At 52.8% G+C, this 17,512-nt stretch carries 18 protein-coding genes and 1 tRNA gene; 6 read left to right on the top strand and 13 right to left on the bottom strand.

The window, feature by feature from the left end; all coding sequences use genetic code 11:
* The first annotated feature begins 85 nt into the window (after positions 1 to 85).
* Positions 86 to 802: a sulfotransferase family 2 domain-containing protein gene (locus tag RBB29_RS09425; protein ID WP_306114811.1), complete on the top strand. Its 717-nt coding sequence runs from the start codon at positions 86 to 88 to the stop codon at positions 800 to 802.
* A gap of 23 nt (positions 803 to 825) precedes the next feature.
* On the opposite strand, the gene RBB29_RS09430 is transcribed toward RBB29_RS09425, so the two are convergent.
* Entirely contained in the window at positions 826 to 1,086 is a 261-nt protein-coding gene (locus tag RBB29_RS09430) for a hypothetical protein (RefSeq protein WP_306121133.1), read from the bottom strand.
* 479 nt (positions 1,087 to 1,565) lie between these two features.
* Between RBB29_RS09430 and RBB29_RS09435 the strand changes: the two genes are divergently transcribed.
* Entirely contained in the window at positions 1,566 to 2,792 is a 1,227-nt protein-coding gene (locus tag RBB29_RS09435; protein WP_306114813.1) for an AAA family ATPase, read from the top strand.
* Positions 2,789 to 3,436 carry a retron system putative HNH endonuclease gene (locus RBB29_RS09440; protein ID WP_306114814.1) on the top strand — a complete coding sequence of 216 codons (648 nt, stop codon included), beginning with the start codon at positions 2,789 to 2,791 and terminating at the stop codon, positions 3,434 to 3,436. The genes RBB29_RS09435 and RBB29_RS09440 overlap by 4 nt, the downstream gene beginning before the upstream one ends.
* A gap of 229 nt (positions 3,437 to 3,665) precedes the next feature.
* Here RBB29_RS09440 and RBB29_RS22275 read toward each other — a convergent pair whose 3' ends face one another.
* Positions 3,666 to 3,815, bottom strand: a complete 150-nt coding sequence (locus tag RBB29_RS22275; RefSeq protein ID WP_371931468.1) for a recombinase family protein — start codon at positions 3,813 to 3,815, stop codon at positions 3,666 to 3,668.
* A gap of 69 nt (positions 3,816 to 3,884) precedes the next feature.
* On the opposite strand from RBB29_RS22275, the gene RBB29_RS09445 reads away from it, so the two are divergent.
* Positions 3,885 to 4,487, top strand: a complete 603-nt coding sequence (locus RBB29_RS09445) for an HNH endonuclease signature motif containing protein (protein ID WP_306114815.1) — start codon at positions 3,885 to 3,887, stop codon at positions 4,485 to 4,487.
* A 248-nt stretch (positions 4,488 to 4,735) separates the two neighbouring features.
* On the opposite strand, the gene RBB29_RS09450 is transcribed toward RBB29_RS09445, so the two are convergent.
* The 7 genes from RBB29_RS09450 to RBB29_RS09480 form a co-directional block, all read right to left on the bottom strand.
* Complete coding sequence (locus RBB29_RS09450) at positions 4,736 to 5,941, bottom strand: hypothetical protein (RefSeq protein ID WP_306114816.1); 1,206 nt, start codon at positions 5,939 to 5,941, stop codon at positions 4,736 to 4,738.
* 102 nt (positions 5,942 to 6,043) lie between these two features.
* Entirely contained in the window at positions 6,044 to 6,601 is a 558-nt protein-coding gene (locus tag RBB29_RS09455) for a recombinase family protein (RefSeq protein ID WP_306114817.1), read from the bottom strand.
* Positions 6,602 to 6,899: 298 nt separating this feature from the next.
* Positions 6,900 to 7,706 (bottom strand): hypothetical protein, encoded by an 807-nt coding sequence (locus tag RBB29_RS09460; RefSeq protein WP_306114818.1) that lies wholly within the window; start codon positions 7,704 to 7,706, stop codon positions 6,900 to 6,902.
* Positions 7,707 to 7,803: 97 nt separating this feature from the next.
* Entirely contained in the window at positions 7,804 to 8,277 is a 474-nt protein-coding gene (locus RBB29_RS09465; protein WP_306114819.1) for a hypothetical protein, read from the bottom strand.
* An 839-nt stretch (positions 8,278 to 9,116) separates the two neighbouring features.
* Positions 9,117 to 9,530, bottom strand: a complete 414-nt coding sequence (locus tag RBB29_RS09470; RefSeq protein WP_306114820.1) for a hypothetical protein — start codon at positions 9,528 to 9,530, stop codon at positions 9,117 to 9,119.
* 273 nt (positions 9,531 to 9,803) lie between these two features.
* On the bottom strand, positions 9,804 to 11,168 hold the full coding sequence (locus tag RBB29_RS09475) for a DUF6538 domain-containing protein (protein WP_306121134.1): 1,365 nt from the start codon (positions 11,166 to 11,168) through the stop codon (positions 9,804 to 9,806).
* A gap of 113 nt (positions 11,169 to 11,281) precedes the next feature.
* A tRNA-Arg gene (locus RBB29_RS09480) sits at positions 11,282 to 11,358 on the bottom strand.
* A gap of 134 nt (positions 11,359 to 11,492) precedes the next feature.
* On the opposite strand from RBB29_RS09480, the gene RBB29_RS09485 reads away from it, so the two are divergent.
* The gene (locus tag RBB29_RS09485) at positions 11,493 to 12,512 is read left to right on the top strand and encodes a LacI family DNA-binding transcriptional regulator (protein WP_306114928.1); all 1,020 of its coding nucleotides are present in this window, start codon (positions 11,493 to 11,495) and stop codon (positions 12,510 to 12,512) included.
* A 28-nt stretch (positions 12,513 to 12,540) separates the two neighbouring features.
* Here the strand turns inward: RBB29_RS09485 and RBB29_RS09490 are convergent, their stop codons facing one another.
* The gene (locus RBB29_RS09490; protein WP_306114822.1) at positions 12,541 to 13,605 is read right to left on the bottom strand and encodes a Hint domain-containing protein; all 1,065 of its coding nucleotides are present in this window, start codon (positions 13,603 to 13,605) and stop codon (positions 12,541 to 12,543) included.
* 201 nt (positions 13,606 to 13,806) lie between these two features.
* On the opposite strand from RBB29_RS09490, the gene RBB29_RS09495 reads away from it, so the two are divergent.
* Complete coding sequence (locus RBB29_RS09495) at positions 13,807 to 14,589, top strand: arylmalonate decarboxylase (protein WP_306114823.1); 783 nt, start codon at positions 13,807 to 13,809, stop codon at positions 14,587 to 14,589.
* A gap of 69 nt (positions 14,590 to 14,658) precedes the next feature.
* Here the strand turns inward: RBB29_RS09495 and RBB29_RS09500 are convergent, their stop codons facing one another.
* The 3 genes from RBB29_RS09500 to petA are packed head-to-tail and all read right to left on the bottom strand — an operon-like array spanning position 14,659 to position 17,383.
* On the bottom strand, positions 14,659 to 15,456 hold the full coding sequence (locus RBB29_RS09500) for a cytochrome c1 (RefSeq protein WP_306114824.1): 798 nt from the start codon (positions 15,454 to 15,456) through the stop codon (positions 14,659 to 14,661).
* Positions 15,457 to 15,471: 15 nt separating this feature from the next.
* Positions 15,472 to 16,794 carry a cytochrome b gene (gene petB, locus RBB29_RS09505; RefSeq protein WP_306114825.1) on the bottom strand — a complete coding sequence of 441 codons (1,323 nt, stop codon included), beginning with the start codon at positions 16,792 to 16,794 and terminating at the stop codon, positions 15,472 to 15,474.
* Between the two features lie 13 nt (positions 16,795 to 16,807).
* Positions 16,808 to 17,383, bottom strand: a complete 576-nt coding sequence (petA, locus tag RBB29_RS09510; RefSeq protein WP_306114826.1) for a ubiquinol-cytochrome c reductase iron-sulfur subunit — start codon at positions 17,381 to 17,383, stop codon at positions 16,808 to 16,810.
* Positions 17,384 to 17,512: the final 129 nt, after the last annotated feature.

Here is a 17,512-nt window from a genome sequence, read left to right on the forward strand (position 1 = left end):
ATGGATCATCGGATAGCACCCTCGACAGCCCCGCGATGAGCCGCTAGTTGAAGAAAGCCGAAACCCAAGATCCCGAGAGACACCAGTGACGACCAAAGAGGATTTAACGCCGATCTGCCTCCTGCATCCCGGCAAGACCGGCGGAACCTATCTGAAGTCGGTGATCCGCCATAACAGATCTCGCTGGTCGCGCCCGATCCAACTCCTGTCCCACCGCGAAACGATCACCTCCACGCTGCGGGATTTCGGCTCGGATCGTAAGCTTGCTTTCACGTTTCGTGATCCGGTGGCGCGTTTCGTTTCGGCCTTTCAAAGCAGGCGCCGGCAAGGGCGACCCACCTATAGTCGAATGTGGTCCCCGGCAGAGGCGACATCGTTCCTGTTTTTCGACACCGCCAACCAGCTCGCCGAAGCCCTGGACAGCAGCAACGAAAGGGACAAATCTGCTGCCTTCTTTGCCTTCAACGCGATCATGCACATCAAGACAAATTACAGCTTCCATTTCGAAAGCCTGAAAACCTTGGCGAACGAAACCGGCAATATCATTACCTGCATTGACACGCAGAATTTACAGAGAGACTTGCCGTTTTTCCTGACCGCGATCGGCATTGAGGAATTCGAATTGCCCGACACCGACGCGCGCCACGCCAACCCGGAAACAACGGATCAACTCTCCGACCGGGCGTTGAGGAACCTGCAGTCATTCTGGGCCATGGAATTTGAGTTCTATCAATTTTTCAAGGAAATGGAGGGACGCATGGGGGTTGCTCAACCATCGAAACCGTTGGATGAACCTCGTTAGGCCAAGCGTCACAAATCTACCATTCAGCGCATGCCAATTGCGATCTTGTTGATCGCTGTCGGGCACTGCGCGATTACGGGCCTGCCAAGCGCAACCGCCATGTCGCCAACCCAGTTGCTTGACGCCTCTGCCGTCTCGACCTGCTCTCTCAAGAAACTGCGTAGATCAAATGCCAGAGGCAGTCCGATGTGTTCCTCAACTTTGGAAAAGAGGTCTTCAAAAGACCAGGCCGAGAAGGTTTTTACCGGGCTCGAAAAGCTTTCATCCCGCAGGCGAAACTGCAACCCCGGCGCGCTCGGATCATCCGAGCAGCTGAGAACATAGTGCAAACCAAAGATTTCGAACGGAATTACATGTGCCATCAGACCGTGCCCCAAAGTAGGTGTTGGCAGCAGTATCCGGTGACCAGGTTACGATGCGTTTTAACAGATCAGAAAATATGCTGCGTTTTTTCGATAAATCCTCATCATCTTGGCACGCATAGAACAGCACAACCCTGGCGACCCCGGCAGGACCATTCGGATAATTTTCGATATCAGTTTTTGTTTATTTTCAAAGTGTTGGCAATGGTCTTTTTCACTTGTGTAACTTAATGTGTCACCTTTAATCGAGCTACAGGTTCTTGCAACTCATCTGGGCGTGCCTACACATACACAAATCCTAAACTGGATACTTAGGGCCATTACGCGTTTGAAAAGCTTATTTTGTTCACATTGCGGAGGTTCACGAGTAGTTTTCAAGAAAACAAGTATGAGGAAGTCCTTTGAGAAACCGTCTCTTTGTTTCATCGCTGAAAATATCGAATTTCAAAGGGATAGCGTCTCTCGAACTAAACTTTGATCCTGCGCTAACTGTAATTGCAGGTTCAAACGGCGTTGGAAAAACATCAATTTTGGAAGCCGTCTTGGCTACCGCCACACAGGTTTGGGTAAGCACTGAACGCGGCTCTAAGTATCCCATTTTTCACCTAGACCTAAATTCAAGACGACGCACGGCCACCAAAGGAAAAATTGAAGCTCATTTTCGCGCTGCTTCAGAAAAAGACACTGAATACTTTGAGCTTTGTTTTGAAGAACACCTTGGCACACGGCACCTCAGGCAGATGGGCGATTATGTTAAGCGTCAGAAGGATATGGAAACAAGCCTCATCGTCTACTATTCGCAAGAGCGCATTGCAGATCGAAAGCAACCAACCTCGCGGGGAAACCGAGATAGTTCTTTAAAGACATCCGTCACTTCTGTTGGCGAGTTTGAGAATTGGTTTTTCGAAAGAGAGAGTGATGAAGCTCGCGAAGTGCAGAAGCGAAAGGACTTTGGATTTAGCTATCCAGAATTGGATGCGATTAGGTCGGTTCTTGAGCAGATGGAGAACTTTGATTCAATCACTTCGCGTTACGATGAAAATCAATCTGCGCGAAAACTGCTTTTTATCAAGAATGGTATCGAGGTTCTTTTCGATGAGCTTTCCAGTGGTGAGCGAGTTTACTTCCTGCTTGCTGCCGACTTAGCGAGAAGGTTGTCTCTAGAATATCCAAGTTTACCGATGAATGAACGTCCAGGTTTAGTGCTGATTGATGAAGTTGAACTTCACTTACATCCTGCATGGCAAAGGAAAATACTGACTGAACTGCTAAAGTCTTTTCCAGCTTGCCAATTCATTGTGACGACCCACTCTCCCCAGGTGATGGGCGGGGTCAACGCAAGAAATATTCGTGTATTGAATGCTGATAGTAGCGGCCATGTTTCTGTGAGAATCCCAAGTGCGTCCAAAGGTCGTGACACGAACTATATTCTAGAAGCATTGCTTGACACTTCAGAAAGAGAGCTTGATGTCGATGAGTTATTTGAAAGTTTCGATCAAGCGTATGACAAAGGTGATTTGGAGAGCACAAAATCAGCTTTAGAGCAAATCGAGGCCAAGGTCGAAGGTGAGTCATCCCTGGTCGCTACGTTGCGAAGTAAGTTTGAACGAAAGTTCGCAGCTCAATGAGAGGTTCTTCGAAGGGACCACCACCAACAACTTTTGTCGAATGGTTGGCTTTAGGTCAAGACAACGAAGATTGGACGGCAACTTACAATGCGCTTAGCGGTGCTGAAAAAACGGATTTAAGATTAAGTCTTTTGAGAGAACAAACAGGGCAGTGTGTGTATTGTGGAAGAAAACTGGACCTGAATGATCCTAGATTTTCTCATATAGAACATTTTCGTCCGCAGAGTGACTATCCAGAACTGGAACTTGACTACAAAAATTTGTTCATGAGTTGCGGTCCAATGGATAACGATGGCAACGCCTTGGAGGTGTGTGGCAACAAAAAGGGAAATTGGTTTGACGAAAAATGCCACGTATCCCCGTTTCCTGAAGCTAGATGTGTGTCCTTATTTTCCTATCAATCGACTGGAGAAATAGCTTCCGCAGCAGCAAACGCCAATAAAATGATCGACGTATTGAACCTCAATGATCCGGAACTGGTACGAGAACGCAAAGAGTTGGTACGTGGTTTGGATGAAGAACTGGTTTTAGAGAACGCAGTCGTATTGCTTGATAACTGGAAAAGAACCGACACGGCTTATTTTCGGAAGAGTTTTGCAAACGTCGCTATTGGTTATCTAGAGAGCCAGCCAGAGGCAAAGTGAACACTGTCGGTTCGCTAAACCCTCTTTTACGATTAGTTTTTGAAAGACCGTCTAGCAAAGAAGACTTGCTATTACAGCTTTAGTTCATTTTGCGTTTTGCGCTTATTACCCCGAGCACTGATTTCGCAGTAACACTTAGACTCTTGGCAAATTCCCTTTTGCTGATGCCTTTAGCCAGTAGTGCAGCATTGTTACCAGCCTTCTAACGAGCTGTCGGCCTTCTCCCCTTTTACTTGCCCAGCGCCTTAGCCTTAGCGTTACCTTTTCGCGGCCTCGCCAACATCATCTTACGTTCGAATTGAGCCACGGCACGCAAGACGTTCAGCATGAGTTGGCCTGCGCCGTTCGATGTGCTCGATCCAAGGTCCAGTATACGGATTCAACGCTGCGCTTTAAATCTCAGTTGCTCTTACTAGGTATGACTGTGAACTCAGGGAGAAGCGTTGAAATGAAAGATGCGGAATATGTTCAAGCCGTTTTGTCTACGGAATATGCAACGGAACACCCGCACGAGATGCCCTATCCAAATCTAACAGAAGTCGTGAGAGAAACGTCGGTCGATTATTTGGCTGGAATCGTGGACGGGGAGTTGCCAAACGGTAGAAAAAGCCGCGAAGGTCACGACTACCTTTGGTTTAAACACGGCGAAAAATCCATACTTTCTCACCGCTTCATTGCAGCAATAACTTTAGGAAAATGGGTTCCTAGAGATTATGATGTAGACCACGTAAACCATAACCCCTCGGATAATAGACCCATCAATCTTCGGGTCGTGACGCCCCGTGACAATGCTGGAAACCGGCGAAAAGCGTTGCTTTCCGAGCTGGCAGACCTAGAGACAGTTTCCCTAGAGCTTAGAGTACCTGAGCCTAAGAAAGCCTTTGGACCCGAGGTAACACAAGTAGAGATAATTGACCCTCCACATCTCGACGCTTCATTTGATCGTGGTCCGAGTCCCCAGATCACTTTCACTGGAGAGACTAAGCCTGCAGGCGATGGTTTAAATTGGTACAAAACCAATCTAGGGTCTTGGCATCTCCGTCGTGACTGACGGCAGTTGATGCCGCAAGAACGTTTGTCACAAAAAAATTCTTCTAAAATGTTTTAAATTCAGTGACTTAAGATCGAACAATATGAAGTGTGTTACTCCGTGTGTCACTACTCCACTTCGGCCATATGCCTCAATTTGACCAAGCAGGAATGTCCACAATCAATGAATACTATACGAGCTTCGTATCTCCGTGCGTCGATACAGATACGATCAGACGCCAGCTAAGCAGACAATGCGAGCAGATCGTTCTATTCACCGAGAAGACGCCTAACCATCTCAACAGTAGTTTGTCTATGTGCTCTTTTCTCAAAAGCGCAATCGCTCAACTGGAACTTCGGTTCCTGACCTTGAACCACAAAGGCCTTGTGCGCCTCGGTATTCCAACAAAAATGAAATGTGCATTCCGACAGCTTGGCTTGCAGAACATCGAGGGCTCTAATTCTAAACGTCTCTTCGACCCTTGGCGACTGAAGTAATGGCGCTATTGCGACTGCCTTAGAAATATTCATTTGCCATTGCGTTCCGACTTCAAACTCAACCAAGCATTCGTATCGGTTTCCCAGAAAGGGAAGGATGACATTTGTCACGACTGGTTCATTATCGGAGTTTTTGAACCAATGGTTTACAGCGAAGTGTAGCTGACGTATTCCATCCGGTGCGTTATAGAAAATCCGGTAATGCCCGCCTGTCCTGAGGCTGTAGAACTGGCTAGTTTGCCCTGCCATTTCCTCCGACAAAAATCGGGAAACCGCTGAAATTGTTGCCCATATGACGTTAGGCGCGTTCTTTGCAAGCGGCTGGTGATGCGAAGTAAACTCAATCCCCTGCAAAACTCGGCTACCGCTTCCTGCAAAGATGAACTCATAGTCACCTGAGTCAATGCGGTGCATTTGCTCAGATGGCCCACAAAACATAGGAGACAACGCGCCGCTCTTGCGATTACCGGCAAGAAAATAGCAGTTCCTTCCACCAGGAATTATATCTCTAACTTCTTCATCAGATTTCCGAGACTTTAGCTCTCGAAGCTTTTGGACGGCTTCGGGTCGCGCGTTCACCCATCCGAAAAGTACACCTTCTTCGATAAATCCAATTTTCTCTTCTAATGCGACTTCACAGAATCCGATGGTGTTTTTATTCTCGTATCTTGGGCGTAGCGGTGATTCCAAAGACAGGCCTTGGTCATTGGCGTCCGAAGTGATTAGGCAGTCGGCAAACGCCGCCCAACTTCCATCTCTCTTGTCTATTACCAGACACAGTATCGTCATTCGATGCTTTTGGTTGCTGAGGGCTAATTTTACAAGTTTTCTGAAGTGACTACGACAGCGGCGTCTTTGAAGATACGTAATTGTTTTTCGCTCTAAACGAAATGTCGTTTGCTGCCATTTCAGAACTATGCTTTGCGAAAGTACTGGCCTGCGAATTGGCAATACGACGAAGAGATATTCGATACGCATTGTCCCAATGTCGCCTATCGGCTCGAAGCAGATCGTGGGCATTTGTGATCGTCCGGAAGTACAGGAGGCCGCCAACCGTATGGCGACCACCGAACTCCACCGCTACGATTTTTGATGACTGTCTAACACTCGATAGACCGACCTTTCAGAGATGCACAACCTCTTGGCAATCTCTCTCTTGCTGATGCCTTTGGCTAGCAGCGCAAGAACTTGATCAGCCTTCTCACGGGCTGTAGGACGCCTCCCCCTGTACTTGCCCAGCGCCTTGGCCTTCGCAATTCCTTCACGCTGTCGTTCCAACATCATTTCCCTTTCGAACTGAGCCACGGAGCCCAAGACGTTCAGCATTAGCTTTCCTGTAGCGTTCGATGTGTCCAATCCTAGGTCCAGGATACGAAGTCCCACAGACTTGCCCTCAAGCTCTTCAACGATTTCCCCAAGGTGCCTTACGGACCGAGCCAAACGATCCAGCTTCGTGACAACCAGAGTGTCACCCTCGCGGGCATAGTCCACAGCGGCTCTGAGAGACTCTCTGAAGGCCACTGAGCTTGTCTGCTCCTCCCATACCTTTTGGCACCCAACGGCGCTCAGTGACTCTCTCTGAGTCTCTAGGGATGCTTGCTGCTCCAGGGTTGATGTGCGTGCGTATCCGATGAGCATGTAAATGCCCTCCTTTGTCTGACTTTAGGGTTTCGGAAGTGGTGGCAAAGGTCTGCCAAAAGCTGAAAGACCACTTCATATACAGACAGTTCCCACACAGCGTCGGACTACCACATGGGCAAGGTCTATTGGCGGAGCCTTTAGGCGCTGGGCATTGGGTCAGATTTTCTGGGGCGATTTGAGGGGGTGGGGGGTCTAGAAAACCGACTTCAAAAAATGGGGGTTATTGTTGTTATTATTGTCGGTGAAAAAATTGCCGTTTCTTTGCTGACGAACTGACTACTTCTGAAGCATGGTCTTAGGCGTTGTTGGGTGGCGGCAAAACCTTGTAATCAATAAACAAGGAGTCGTCGCAATCTCCATAGCGGTGCCAATCCTCATTGCTAACGACGCGACAAAAGAACCTAAGCCGCTCCCCTACGTGCGTCTTATCTAGCTCTATTGTGATTTTGGGCCCGGAGAGTCTTGTCCCACCCACCGACCAGTTGATTTCATAAGAATCTGATGGAAATGATGGGTCAACTTCAACCTCAATTGTCAAAACCTCACCAGGACGCAGGTAAGAACTTTGGTCTTTGTTACGGCGCTCTTTCGTAGTTCTCGCGTGTGGAGGGCGGGGTTGCTTTGGAGTGAGGGAGCCGAAACTATCTCTTATTCTAATCACAGAAGGTACATTGTATTCTTCAGTCATGCCTAGCTCTTTGTAGTACAATTTGAGACTTTCAATAACGTCATTGGAATAGCAGACAACTTGTTCAGCACTCCTTACAGAAATAGGGTTCGAGTGACACAATTGGTTGCGAGCTCTTTGTATCTTTTTCAGGAGCCCACGAGCGAAGTTAGCGCCTCCGGGAAAGGCTGTATCTAGCGCAACACGAAAGTGCTTGGCATATAGGTCTTCTCGGCAAACGCAATAAACGAGATCATCGAAATACGTTGCATCAATTAATCTCGCAAAGCGAAGTGTATCTGCTGATCGGCGATCTTCAATTTCTGCGACACGAGAACGGGCCAGTAGGTTCTCGCCTTTTTCAGTTTTTGCGTGAAAATAATCATCGCCATATGACTTCGAAAATTGCTCATCTACCAACCGACGCAGCCACATTTCGAGGTTTTCTATTACTCTCCGGCAGTGGTTGCGGAGTTCAGGTTCCGGGATACTGTTTAATGGCATCGCAACTACGCTGATCTAAGAGAGAGCATCATTGCTCAACGGAGTTAATCTCGTCGGTGATGGCCCTAAAGGATTCCTCTAGCAAATCCGCTACAGGTATTTCCTTGCCATCTTTGAATCTGAACATCCTACGTTGGCCGGTCACAATCAGAGTTTGGCTATCTGCTTTTTGCTGCACACTACCATCAGCTTGTATCGCTGTTCTCGGCCCCACTTCTAATTCAACCAAGTCACGAGTCTGTACATTCAATCCAGGGATATTGTCCGTGAAGACATTCTTTGTACTAATGGCCACCGTGCGAAGATAGATGAAATCAGTGTATCTGTTCTGCAGAGATTTCCGGATGTCATTGAGCGAACGACCAGTGTCGATTCTAATATGATCTACCACCTGTTCGAGTAGGGCCGCCAATGCGTAGGCGAGATCATCATCGTTGGGCGTTGACCTATACTTCATCAGAAGCGGTTCAAGAATCGTATCGTAGTATCTTTGCGCGAACATGGTAACGGGCTCCTTCGCTTTCGCCTGCACTTCAGTAGCAGTCTAATCGTTAACAAAAATTCACACTACCGTACGCTGCGTGATCGGCAAGTTGATCAACCATTGAAATAGCCAAGCGATAGCAAGCTTTGGCGAACTTTGTGGCGATCCTAGTAGGTTCTTTTGCCCTTACTAGTATGATGACGACGTTTTATTCCATTACCTCACCAGTCGGTGGTTCTGGAACCTCACCTCTAACTACCGGGCCGACACTGGCACCCCAAAACTGTTTGCAGTAGGCATTGGCCGCCTGACTAATCGTACGGTAGCTCTGTGGGGCTTTCCTATGGAACATCCTTTTCTCATCTGGAGATGCTCTGAGCAACCTTGGGTCTGTCAGGATACTCTTAAGTGAGGCGTCTCCATTTCGGGCAGCATCAACGAGTTCTTTGACAAAACCCAATCTTTCAGAAGGCGGCTTACTGTAGAATAGTTCTGCCAGATACGAAGCCCGTTCACGTTGTTGCATATTCGTGCGCTTTACATCGGGGCTATTCTGGGCGTTCTTTGGGTTCTCCTTTCGGTCTCTAAGTTGGTAGTTGTTCTTCCTACACTTGGGGCTACAAAACTTTTGGTTAGACCTCTTTCTGTTGAAGGTTTCATTGCAGGCAGGGCATACGGATAGTTGCTCCGTGCCAGTGGCATCGAAGGGCATTGGCGGGTCTCTCTTTTGGATGGGGTTGGCCAGCCGGATGATCCGAATGCAGGTTTCAGACCAGGCGCTGGATGGAGTGGTTCAAGGGCTACTTGGGGTCGGCTCAGAGCAATCAAGCCACTCCAGAACCAACCCCAGGATAGAGTTATGCAGGTCTCTTTTTGTTCCTGTAGTCACGGATTATCACGGTAGGATTGCTGGTGTAGTAATCGCTGATATCCGCCACACCGAGAACAGTAAGGATGTCCTCGTCCCTGTAGCCCTCTAATGCTTCCCAAAGCCTTTTGGCATTTGACCGTACCGGTTTGTCGAAGCGACGGAACCCCGGGAAGTCTTCCAGTATTTTTTTATGCCTGAGCTTTGTGGATGGAACGTCGATTGCGAGGTAGTGAAGGTATTCACCCATCGCTAGATACCCTTCAATGGGCATCTTCGTTGCCTTCTTAAACGTGATTAGTTCTGTGATGCTCGCTTCGAGGCGATTGCGCACGTGTTCGGAATGATCAATGTGGTCCGTTACCAGAGTTGTGATTGTCGTATCGTAGATGAAGTCTTGCATGTTTTCTCTCATACTTAATCGAACGCGCAAGCAATCGGACACCATGTACATGATGCCTGGGGCGTTGCGATGGGGTTGATTTCAGAGAGGGAGAAACCGCCCGTTCGAATCAGTTTCGAAGCTGCGTCTTGCCGGTTGCTACCTCCTAGTGAGTACTTTTAACGTCACTAGGGGTGGCTCTCGGCTTGGTGACTACGCGTACCTGATGGAAAAATAGACAAACAAATCTCTATTTGACCAGTTCAAAGGAAACGCGTTGGCACCGGTGGTCAGTCAAGTGATTTCGAGGGTGCCGAACTGTCGTTTTTCATGCTCAATCATCGCAAGCATGGCGTTGTTTAGAACCGCCAAGTCGTGCCCAGCGCCGTAACCCTCGCCAACACCCTGCCGTTTCCAACCACCGATGCGGTCAGCTACATCTGGCAGGCATTGGGAGTTCCTCAGGCGATCACGAAGCGTGTGTCTGAAGCTGTGCAGCGGTTGGTGTCTACTTCTGAGGTTGTTGTCCATCAACCATTTGTTCAGAGCTGCCGACACTGAGCCATTGTTGAGGCTGTCGTTCTTCACGAGATCGGGAAACAAGTAGTCACTGTCGGTCTCTTCTAAGGCTCTATTGGCCGCCCAGAGGGCCTCACCTACCAGAGGTACCCTGCGCTCAGAAGCCAGTGTCTTCACTCCTCTAATGCGATTTGGCCTGATTTCCAGATAGGGTAACGGGCCATCAAGGCACACGTCTTCAGTAAGCAAGCCTGCTATCTCCGCTAGCCGAGCGCCTGTGTCACTAAGCATCGAAATGACCCAACGGCGCTGATCGTCCTTGTCTCGACAAGCTCGCTGAATTGCCCAAAGTTCAGGCAAAGCGAAAGACTCGCGACCACCATCCTCGTTCTGTCCATCGTCTGGTATCTTGATGTTTGAAAGCGGGTTGGCCATTTCGATCTCAAGTTCAGTGATCGCTGTGTTGAAGATTGGCCTGACCTGATTGACGTAGCGCTTGACCGAAGCCTTCTTCAGTCCGCTGTCCAGAAGGTCCTTCACGAAGGCATTGCCGTGTTCCCGGCGATACTTGTCGATGGGAAGGTCGCCATTGATGCGAATGAAGCGGTCAACAGAACGATTGAACTGTGGGTCTGTCGCTCGCTTGGGGCTGAAGTAAAGATGCCTTTCCTTTACTTCGCTGAAGCAGGGAACAGTCAGCCTCCGTAGTTCATCAGGTGTGGCATAGAAGAGCTCTGCTGCAAGCCTGAGGTCTTCCGGCAGGCGTTCCTTTACAATACCTTTGTCAATGCCTGAGCCGTCCTGAGACTGCACCAAGAACTCGTGAACTAAGCCATCTGGCTCTAGGTCATACTTCGCGTATTCAGACGCTTGGCCTGGTTCTAAGCCGTGGCTCCTTAGGATGGCCATCGCCTTGGCGCGAGTTTCGATGTCTGTTCCGTCTGATGAACGAAGCAGCATCCACTCTCGATCAAGGTCCCTTGTGGCCTCAGCAGCCTTCTTAGCTGCTTCACCGAAGTCTCTCGTTTTCAGAGAGAAGAATAGGTGGGTCTTCTTCCCATAGTGTTTGCTCAGATCATCTGGCACGCGGCGTCTGTAGTAGGCGAGGCCCTTGCGCCACTGAACGTACTGAATCGTCATCTTCACCATTCCAACTTGGAACCAATTCTTTCCCATGTGTCACCTATTGTGTCACGTCCTGAAGGGCAATATCCATCTAACATATTGATTATATTTATTTATTTTGAAGGTATTGGCGACCCCGGCAGGATTCGAACCTGCAACCTGCCCCTTAGGAGGGGGCTGCTCTATCCAGTTGAGCCACGGGGCCACTCATCGTTTCAATAATCATAAGGTTTCGGTTTGTCATGGTCATAAATTCGGAAAGTTGGCATCGCTGGCCGCTTGATCCGCAAAGACTGTTCGCGGTAACACTTGAGAAACAACGTCGAGGATGATGCCACCGTGACAGATAATGACAATCGCCCGCTGACGCTCCGGGATGTTTCCGACGCTTCCGGTGTCTCCGAGATGACCGTGAGCCGCGTTCTGCGCAACAGGGGTGATGTCTCCGATGCGACGCGGAAGCGGGTGTTGGAGGCGGCGAAGGAGTTGGGCTATGTCCCCAACAAGATCGCCGGGGCCCTTGCGTCCAACCGGGTCAACCTCGTTGCTGTCGTGATACCCTCGATGTCCAACATGGTCTTTCCCGAGGTCATGACCGGGATCAGCCAGATCCTCGACGACACCGAATTGCAACCGGTGGTCGGCGTGACCGGATATCAGCGCGAAAAAGAAGAAAAAGTGCTTTACGAGATGCTGTCATGGCGGCCTTCGGGCGTGATTATCGCCGGGCTGGAGCATTCCGAGGCGTCGCGCGCGATGTTGGCGGCTTCGGGCATTCCGGTGGTCGAGATCATGGATGTGGACGGCACTCCGGTGGACTCGGTCGTCGGCATTTCGCACCGCCTCGCCGGGCAGAAGATGGCAACCGCGATCCTCAAGGCCGGATACACCCAGATCGGGTTCCTGGGGACGAAGATGTCGTTGGATCACCGGGCGCGCAAACGGTTCGAAGGGTTCACGGAAACACTGGCCAAGGCCGGTGTCGAGATCGTTGACAAGGAGTTCTACACCGGCGGGTCTGCGCTTGTGAAAGGGCGGGAAATGACCCGTGAAATCCTTGAGAGGAATGAAGAGATCGACTTCCTCTATTACTCGAACGACATCATCGGTGCCGGCGGTTTGCTCTACCTGCTCGACCAGGGGATCGACGTCCCGGGGCAGATTGGTCTGGCCGGATTCAATGGTGTCAACCTCCTCAAAGGACTGCCGAAGGAATTGGCCACAATGGACGCCTGCCGCCTTGAAATCGGCAAGCGCGCCGCGCAGGTCATTGTCGATCGTGTGGGCGGCGATGATGCGCCACAGCGGATTGTTCTGGAACCGACAGTCAGCTTTGGTGAGACGCTGAAGCGGCGTTAGTCAAGCCCCAAATCCCAACTAGTTCACGCTATGCCGCCTCATGTGCAAGGATGGCTGCCTCGGAACTGCTGAGGTTGCGCCGGGCAAAGCTGCCATAGGACAGCGGATCGCGTTCCAATCGCCCGTTCAACGCCAGCAGGCGCGATTTGTCCGCAGCATCGAGCATGTCCAACGACGTGCTTGCCGGATGGAAACTCTCGGTTTCCACCCCATTGGCCCAGAGCACCTGATGCTGGGGCAGCAGCAGATGGATATACGTGACCTCCCGCACCGCGAGATCGACCGAGATCGTGTTGTTGTTGATAAGGTCACGCGCCGAGACCAGGACCTCCGGCACGTTGAAGAGGGATTGCGCCACGTCGCCCTTGACCAGCATCCGATGCTCGGGACTGACCAGCAATTCCTGATCCGGCCGCTCGACCCCAAGGGCACCGGCGCGAATACGGATCGGGCGCAGGTGCGGCATGGCAAAGAGGCGCGCACCGGTCATCCGCCTGCTGCCCACCCATTCGATCGGCTGCGCGCCGTTATCCTTGGTCTGCACCCGGTCGCCTTCTTCAAGCTCTTCAACCAGGCGCGGGCCGTCAGGCGTTTCGATCCGGGTACCGGGAGTGAAGCAGATCACACCACTTGTGGTCTGTTGCGGCCCGGTGCTCCGCAACCCTTCCAGGGAATGATGGACGATCCACATCTCCGTATCCCGCGGCGGGATCTCGTCCAGGAACATGAGCAAGGGCGGGGCGCCTGTGCCGGTTTCGATCAGCGTCACGGTATAGCTCTGCGCGCCATCGGTCACGACGAACCCGTTGTCGATCAGCGGTTCTTCGACCTCGATCCGCTCAATATCCGTTCTGTGGGTGATTGCCGCCCCAAGCAGACGCCGCACCATCCGTGCCGCGCGTTTGCGGTTCGTTATGTCGCCGTCTGTCCGCTCGAGGCGCAAGAGTTCACTTGGACCGTCCACCCGCACAACATCGCCTCGCCAGGACCACGCTGCCCCCACATTCAGCGACTGCACCGGTGCAGCTTCTAACCCGTCCACTTCCGTCTGCGTCCAGGAGATGACAAACGTGCCACTAAAGCCCGTTTTCATTGCCCGTTAGCCTGCCTTTTAGTCTTTTTATTAACGAAAGGTTAACAGACGCGAATCACCCTGGGAAGCCCCTCCGATTCGCAAAAGGTTAATTTCTGAAGTGCCGTCGCATTCCGCCCACCTCGCGACGCTGACCCGCACCACGATTGCCAGGCGGGTTTTGCGGGGTAGAATGGTGCCAAAACCACGGTGGAGGGTGCCATGAACGAGGCCCACAACATGTCAGAGGCAGCCCGGCAAGCGGTGCTCGACAGCGTCCGTATGGACGAAGGGCGGGGCGGACGGGCCAGGATCGGGTTTGTCCTCATTCCAAACGAACAGACCATCGAGGAGGATATGATCCGCCACCTGCCCCCAGGGGTCGGGGCGTATTTCAGCCGCGCGACGATGCCCCGCGAAATCTCGACCGACAGCCTCGCACAACTGCGCGGATCGCTGGCCGAAACCGCGGCACGTATCCTGCCGGATGACGGGCTCGATGTGATCTGTTTTGCCTGCACCTCGGGAACCGTGGCGGTCGGCGAAGATGCCTCCTGCGCCGAGTTGTCGAAGGGTGCGCCGGGTGCCAGGCCAACAACACTGGCCGGGGCCGTGCGCAAGGCATTGACGGCAACAGGCGCGCGCAGGATCACGCTTGGCTCGCCCTACGTGGCAGAGTTGAACGACAACGTCGCGGCCTATCTAGAGGCCGCCGGGTTCGATGTTGTCGCCGCGCACGGCATGGGCCTCAACTACGACACGGAGATGATCCGGGTCGCACCGGAATACCTCATCGACTATGCTCGCGCGATCGACACGCCCGAGGCGGATACGGTGCTTCTGAGTTGCGGTGCGTTGCGCAGCATCGACGTCGTTGACGAGATCGAACAGCGCCTCGGCAAGACGGTGATCTGCAGCAATCAGGCGATGCTTTGGGACTGCCTGCGGATGGCCGGTATCGACGACAAGCTACCGGGTCTGGGTCGGCTGCTGCGCGAATACTGACAATGCAGCCGACAAAGAAAAGCCCCGCCGGATGAAGGACGGGGCTTGGTTTTTCGAAAGAGGCGCGGCTTAGCCTGCCTTGTGGCCTTTGCCTTTGACCGGCGCCCAGAGGCGTTTGTTGGTCAGGTAGAGCAGAACCGACAGCAGCGTCAGGAAGATCACCCCGGTCAGGCCCGCATGTTTGCGCGCCATCATCTTGGGTTCCGCCGTCCACATCAGGAACGCTGCCAGATCTTCGGCGATGTGATGCAAATCGTTGCTGTGACCGTCGGCGTACTCAACATCCTCACCCACGAGCGGCGGGGCCATCGAAATCCAGCCACCCGGGAAGGCGGTGTTTTCATAGAGCGTCACACCGGCCTCTTCTTTCTCTTCGCCGGTGTAACCGGTCAGAAGCGAAACGATGTATTCAGGGCCACCCATGCCTTTGATCAGCTGGTTGATACCGGTGCCCTCAGGGCCGTGGAACCCGGCGCGCGCCTTGGCCATCAGGCTCAGGTCAGGTGCGTTTTCCAGGTTCGACCCTGGGAAGTGATCGGTCGGTTTCGCAGGGCGCGTGTCGTCCAGTTCGGGGTCGAAAACCTCGAAATTCTGTTCGGCATAGGCGCGCATCTGATCTTCGGGCAGGTGCGGGCCGCCTTCGTCCGCCAATGTCCGCAGCGGGACATAGCGCAGCCCGTGGCAGGCCGAGCAGACCTCGGTATAGACCTGCAAACCGCGCTGAAGCTGGTTCTGATCGAACTTGCCGAACGGGCCTTCGAAGGAGAAGTCGACGTCATGGACGTGGCCTTCCGCGCCAGCGGCCATTGCGCCCCCGGCAGAAAGGGTCAGGGCGGTTACAGCGGCGATGCTGATTTTCTTCATCATTATCCCGATCCTTTCTTATTCAGCCGGTGTTTCGGCTTTGCCGTAATGCGCGTTGAAATCATCTTCGATGGTCTCAGGCGCGGCAGTTGGCTTCTCGATGACGCCCAGAAGCGGCAGGATCACCAGGAAGTAGGCAAACCAGTAGGCCGAGGCGATCAGCGAGTAGGTCGCATAAGGCTCTTCCGCCGGACGCGCACCGAGCCACATCAACGCGATAAAGTCGATGACCAGAAGGGCAAACCACCATTTGAACATCGGACGATAGCGGCCCGAACGGACGCTCGATGTGTCAAGCCAAGGCACCAGGGCCATAACCGCAATCGCGCCAAACATCGCCAGAACACCAAAGAACTTGGCGTCGATGATGCCGCCGGTAATCCAGCTTGCCAGTTGCACCACCCAGACGTCCGAGGTGAAGGCACGCAGGATCGCGTAGAACGGCAGGAAGTACCATTCCGGTACGATGTGTGCAGGTGTCGCAAGCGCATTGGCTTCGATGTAGTTATCCGGGTGACCGAGATAGTTGGGCATGAAGCCGACGATGGCAAAGAACACCACCATGATGACGGCCAGCGCAAAAAGGTCCTTGATAACGAAATAGGGCCAGAACGGCAGCGTGTCTTTCTCGGCTTCGGCCTTGGAGCCGCGGCGGACATCAACACCGGTCGGGTTATTGTTGCCGGTGGTGTGGAAGGCCCAGATATGCACGGCAACCAGTGCTGCGATCACGAAGGGCAGCAGGTAGTGCAGTGAGAAGAAGCGGTTGAGCGTGGCGTTATCCACCGCCGGTCCGCCCAGAAGCCACGTCTGGATGCTTTCGCCGATGAACGGGATCGCGCCAAAGAGGCCGGTGATAACAGTCGCACCCCAAAAGGACATCTGACCCCAGGGAAGAACGTAACCCATGAATGCGGTGCCCATCATCATCAAGTAGATCAGCATGCCGACGATCCACGTGATCTCACGCGGGGCCTTGTAGGATCCGTAGTAGAGACCGCGGAAGATGTGGATATAGACGGCAAAGAAGAAGAGCGACGCGCCGTTCATGTGCAGGTAGCGGATGAAATGGCCGCCGTTCACGTTGCGCATGATGTGTTCGATCGAGGCAAATGCCAGGTCGACATGCGGGGTATAGTGCATCACGAGGATGATGCCGGTGACAATTTGCAGCACCAGGCAGAAGGTCAGGACGATACCCCAGATCCACATCCAGTTCAGGTTCTTGGGCGTGGGGATCATCAAAGTGTCATACATCAGACTGACGATGGGCAGCCGCGAGTGCAGCCACTTCTCAGCGCCGGTCTTGGGTTCGTAGTGATCGTGCGGAATTCCGGACATGTGCGCGCTTCCCTTATCCCAGTTTGATCGTTGTTTCGTCGACGAATTCGGCTATTGGCACCGGCAGGTTTTCCGGCGCCGGCCCTTTGCGGATCCGTCCTGAAGTATCGTAGTGCGACCCGTGGCAGGGGCAAAACCAGCCGCCAAATTCACCGGCATCGCCAAGCGGAACGCAACCCAGGTGGGTACAAACGCCGATCTGAACCAGCCATTCGCCTGTATCCTCGGCACCACCGAACGGCGGCAGCGTGCGGTTGCCATCATCGCCCGGCGCCGGGCCGAGGTTGGCGTTGCGCGCGTCGGGATCGGGCAGCTCCGCGAGGTCGACTGCACGCGCCTCTTCAATCTCTTCCGCGGTACGGCGACGAATGAAGACGGGTTTGCCCAGCCATTTCACGGTCAGTTGTGAGCCCGCTTCAAGCCCACCGACGTCAACGCGGATCGAGCTCAGAGCCTGAACATCCGCCGAGGGGTTCATCTGGTCTACCAACGGCCATACGGCCGCGCCGGTTGCAACGACGCCCGTCCCGGCGGTTGCGTAATAAAGGAAATCCCTTCGGGTGCCTTCGTGATCGTCTGCGTGGGACACGAGGTTTACTCCATTCTGGTGCCGAATGCGGCTCAATGCAAAGTAGGGCCGCGGGAATCCCGCAACCTCTCCATCGCGATGTTTAACTGTGCTTTTCCGGCCAGTCCAGAGCACAATGGCGCGGAATTG

The sequence above is a fragment of the Roseovarius sp. MMSF_3359 genome (genome assembly GCF_030733385.1).
GTDB lineage: Bacteria > Pseudomonadota > Alphaproteobacteria > Rhodobacterales > Rhodobacteraceae > Roseovarius.